Source organism: Priestia sp. P5_B4 (assembly GCF_056400385.1).
This window is the reverse complement of record NZ_JBFULJ010000368.1, coordinates 1-3,675: the sequence shown is the minus strand read 5'-3', so window position 1 is coordinate 3,675 and position 3,675 is coordinate 1. Positions and strand designations below refer to the sequence as shown.

2 protein-coding genes and 2 pseudogenes are annotated in these 3,675 nt (G+C 36.8%); all 4 read left to right on the top strand.

The features are described from left to right. On the top strand, nucleotides 1–249 hold a 249-nt coding region (locus AC1DRF_RS19475), incomplete at its 5' end, for an AIR carboxylase family protein (RefSeq protein ID WP_477741440.1). Then, nucleotides 230–1,594 (top strand): annotated as a pseudogene (larC, locus tag AC1DRF_RS19470) (nickel pincer cofactor biosynthesis protein LarC). The gene AC1DRF_RS19475 and the pseudogene larC, both read left to right, overlap by 20 nt. Nucleotides 1,595–1,739: 145 nt before the next feature. Continuing rightward, complete coding sequence (locus AC1DRF_RS19465; RefSeq protein WP_427075848.1) at nucleotides 1,740–3,128, top strand: glycoside-pentoside-hexuronide (GPH):cation symporter; 1,389 nt, start codon at nucleotides 1,740–1,742, stop codon at nucleotides 3,126–3,128. 117 nt (nucleotides 3,129–3,245) lie between these two features. Then, nucleotides 3,246–3,675 (top strand): annotated as a pseudogene (locus AC1DRF_RS19460) (alpha-glucosidase); the annotation flags it as partial.

Sequence of the window (3,675 nt, the reverse complement as noted above, 5' to 3'; positions counted from 1 at the left end):
GGTATGGAAGGAGCTCTTCCAAGCGTTGTTGGTGGATTGGTTTCCCATCCGGTTATTGCTGTACCTACTAGCATTGGTTATGGAGCAAATTTTAACGGATTATCAGCTTTATTAACTATGCTAAATTCATGTTCTTCCGGAATTAGCGTAGTTAATATTGATAATGGGTTCGGCGCTGCTTACAACGCTGCTTTGATTCACCGATTAATTCAAAAAGGAGCTAAACATAATGAGAACGCTTTATCTTGACTGCTTTTCAGGCATTAGTGGTGATATGTTTATTGGTGCACTCATTGATGCTGGAGGAGATTCAACTCTTTTAGAAGAGGAGCTTAAAAAACTAAATATTTCTGAAGAGTATAAATTAAGCTGGAGAAAAGTTGTGAAAAATGGAATCTCTAGTACGAAGTTTGATGTAGAACTATCGGAAACAGCTGATCACAAGTATGCTGATGGACATCAACATAATCATAAACATGAAGATATCCACCACCATCACGAACATGAACATAGCGATCATCACGAACACACCCATCACCATAGTCATCGTACCTATCAAGATATTGTAAAGCTAATCGACGGAAGTCAATTATCTCAAGAAGTGAAAGAAACTTCGTTAAACATTTTTAGGAAAATTGGGGAAGCTGAAGGTCTCATTCACGGTATTCCTTTAGAAAAGGTACACTTTCACGAAGTCGGAGCTGTAGACTCGATTATAGATATTGTAGGAGCTTCCATTTTGATAAACAAACTAGAAATTCGAAAAATAAAATCATCACCTGTTTGTGTAGGTGCTGGTAAAGTACATATTGATCATGGGATTTATCCAATCCCTGCACCTGCTACTTTAGAAATATTAAAAGGTGTTCCTCTTCAGCAAAGCAATATAAAAAGCGAGTTAACCACGCCTACAGGTGCAGCTATTGTATCAGTGCTTTCAGAAGAATTCTGTACAGTTCCTTCCATGACAGTACAATCAGTGGGGTATGGAGCAGGAACAAAAGATTTTGAAAAACATCCTAACGTGCTCCGAGTAATCATTGGTGAGGAAAATTGAAAGTCTGAAGTATCGTATCTCAAAGTAAACAAGAACTAAACGAAAGGAGAGACTATTTTGTCTTCACACATTCCTCCTAACTTGGAGCACATCGATCGTAAAATGATAAAAATGGAAGTGAATCTTGACGATATTTCTGGCGAATTACTGGGATATATTATGGACTTGCTTTTAGAGTCCGGAGCCAACGATGTCTTTTACACGTCTATTTACATGAAGAAAAACAGACCAGGTGTTTTGCTTCAGCTGCTTTGTGCAGAGGCATATGTAGATAAAATAAAGGAGATTTTATTTCAGGAAACAACAACTTTGGGAATTCGCTATTATCCATTGTCGGTTCACCGGCTGGAACGAGAATTCCATAAAGTAGAAACCGAATGGGGAAGCGTTACAGTAAAAACCGGACTTATGAAAGGTGAAGTTGTACAAAGGGCACCAGAATTTGAAGATTGTAAGTTCATTGCTGAGACTTACAGCGTTCCTTTAAAAAAAGTATATGAACAAGTATGGAAAGAGTTAAAGAAAAGAGAAAATTGATGCTTTAAGTTTGTGGGCTACTAACTGAAAAAGAGACATCTGAAAGGAGTGTGATAGATTTTAAATATTGAAACATCTATGTCTACTTCTTAATGAAAGGGTTTACAAAACGGAATTGTAAATGGGAGAAAGAGGGGATAGTTATATGGTATTACCAGTGGTTCCAAGTAAAAGGCCAGTAGTTACGGTTTCTAAAAAGCTAACTTTTAAAGAAAAGATGTCTTATGGTTTTGGTGATATTGGTAACGGACTTATGTTTGATATGGGGCAGTTATACCTTCTGAAATTTTATACAGATGTTTTGGGAATCTCTGCTTACTGGGGAGGGCTAGTATTTTTAATTTCTAAAATATTTGACGCGTTTGCGGATACAAGTGTTGGTGCATTTGTAGATTCAAGAACAAATATCTCAAAAAGAGGAAAGTTCCGACCTTTCATTTTATGGGGAACAGTTCCTCTAGCATTAATGACGGTCATCTCGTTTTTGGCTCCAAACTTTTCAGACACCGGAAAGATTGTTTGGGCATTTGCTACCTATATGGGATTTGGGCTAGCCTATTCATTTGTTAATATCCCATATGGTTCTTTATCTGCAGCGATGACACAAGATCCAATTGATCGTGCATCTTTGGGTTCATTTAGAGCAATTGGTAGTCAAACAGCCCTTCTTATTTCAGGAGTAGTGGTAATTCCTATTGTGCTACAGTTTGCTAATAAAGAAGTGGGGTACATCGTGGCTATATCTGTGATGTCAATATTGGGAATTTTGTTTCATTTAATTTGCTATCGTAATACTAAAGAAAACGTTATTAGAGCCCCAAGAAACGAAAAGGTGCCTTTATCTAAACTATTCAAAGCATTGTTTTCAAACCGTCCTCTTATTGTATTGTGTTTAGCAGCGTTATTCATGATTGCTTCTTCCAATATTCGCAACGCTGTTCAGTTGTACTATTTGGAGTATAATTTAAAAAGCCCAGAATTAATGTCAATACTTTCCTTTTTAAGTATAGGGCTTGCTGTAGTTGGTTCAATGTTCATCCCAGCAATGGTAAAAAGAATAGGGAAGAAAAATACATTCATGCTTGGGCTTTTAGTTTGCATTGCCTGTGATGTTTTAAATTTTATATTACCAACAAGTACAGTAACATTTTTAACTATTTTTTCATTAGGAAACTTTGCATTAGCATTTGCCCTTGGTCTACCGTGGGTAATGATTGCTGATTCCATTGACTATCATGAGTGGAATTCGGGAGAACGTACAGAAGGCATTGTTTACTCAACATACAGTTTCTTCCGAAAGCTTGCGCAGGCTTTGGCGGGTTTTATTCCAGGAGTTGCACTGAGTCTAATTGGGTACGTTCCAAATATTCAGCAGTCTTCAGGTACATTGTTAGGTCTTAAGGGGTTATTATTTATTGCTCCGGCGGCTCTTAATATTATTGGATTAATCATTTTATTTTTCTTTTATAACCTTACAGATAATTTATACAGTAAAATTGTTGCGGACTTGAAAGAGAGAAGCAACTTTAACTAAAAGAATTTGATAAAAGTATTTTGAATAGGAGCTAGTAAAGGCAATATTTATAAACTTTTATTAGGGAGCAGCTTGACATACTATTTTATAATACATGCACAGTAAAGGAGATGCGACATGAGTATTAAAGAGAATTATCAATTTACTTTCTTGAATGAAGCTAATAATATTCTTCAATTTGAACTAGCAGAGAGTAACATATACGCGAAAATTATGGTACTTGAAACGGACATTATCAGAGTTTTGTTTACAGACGGTGAAGAGTTACAACTAGATAAAACTTGGAGCGTCGCACCCGGGCAGGCAGATGTTCCATTGGAGGGGCGCAAACGTTTGGATACAAGCGGTTTTTCACTACCAAGCTATGAGTTTAGTAATAATAACGGTGAATGTACCGTAGAAACTTCAGCGTTAAAGCTTAATGTTGATTTAAATGGATTTAAGATTAGCTGGTTTTACCGTGAGGATTCTGGGTGGGTGAATTTTGCGAATGACCGAAAAACTCAGGCGTATAATTTTGATGGTTCACTTGGTGAGGGGATCGTTC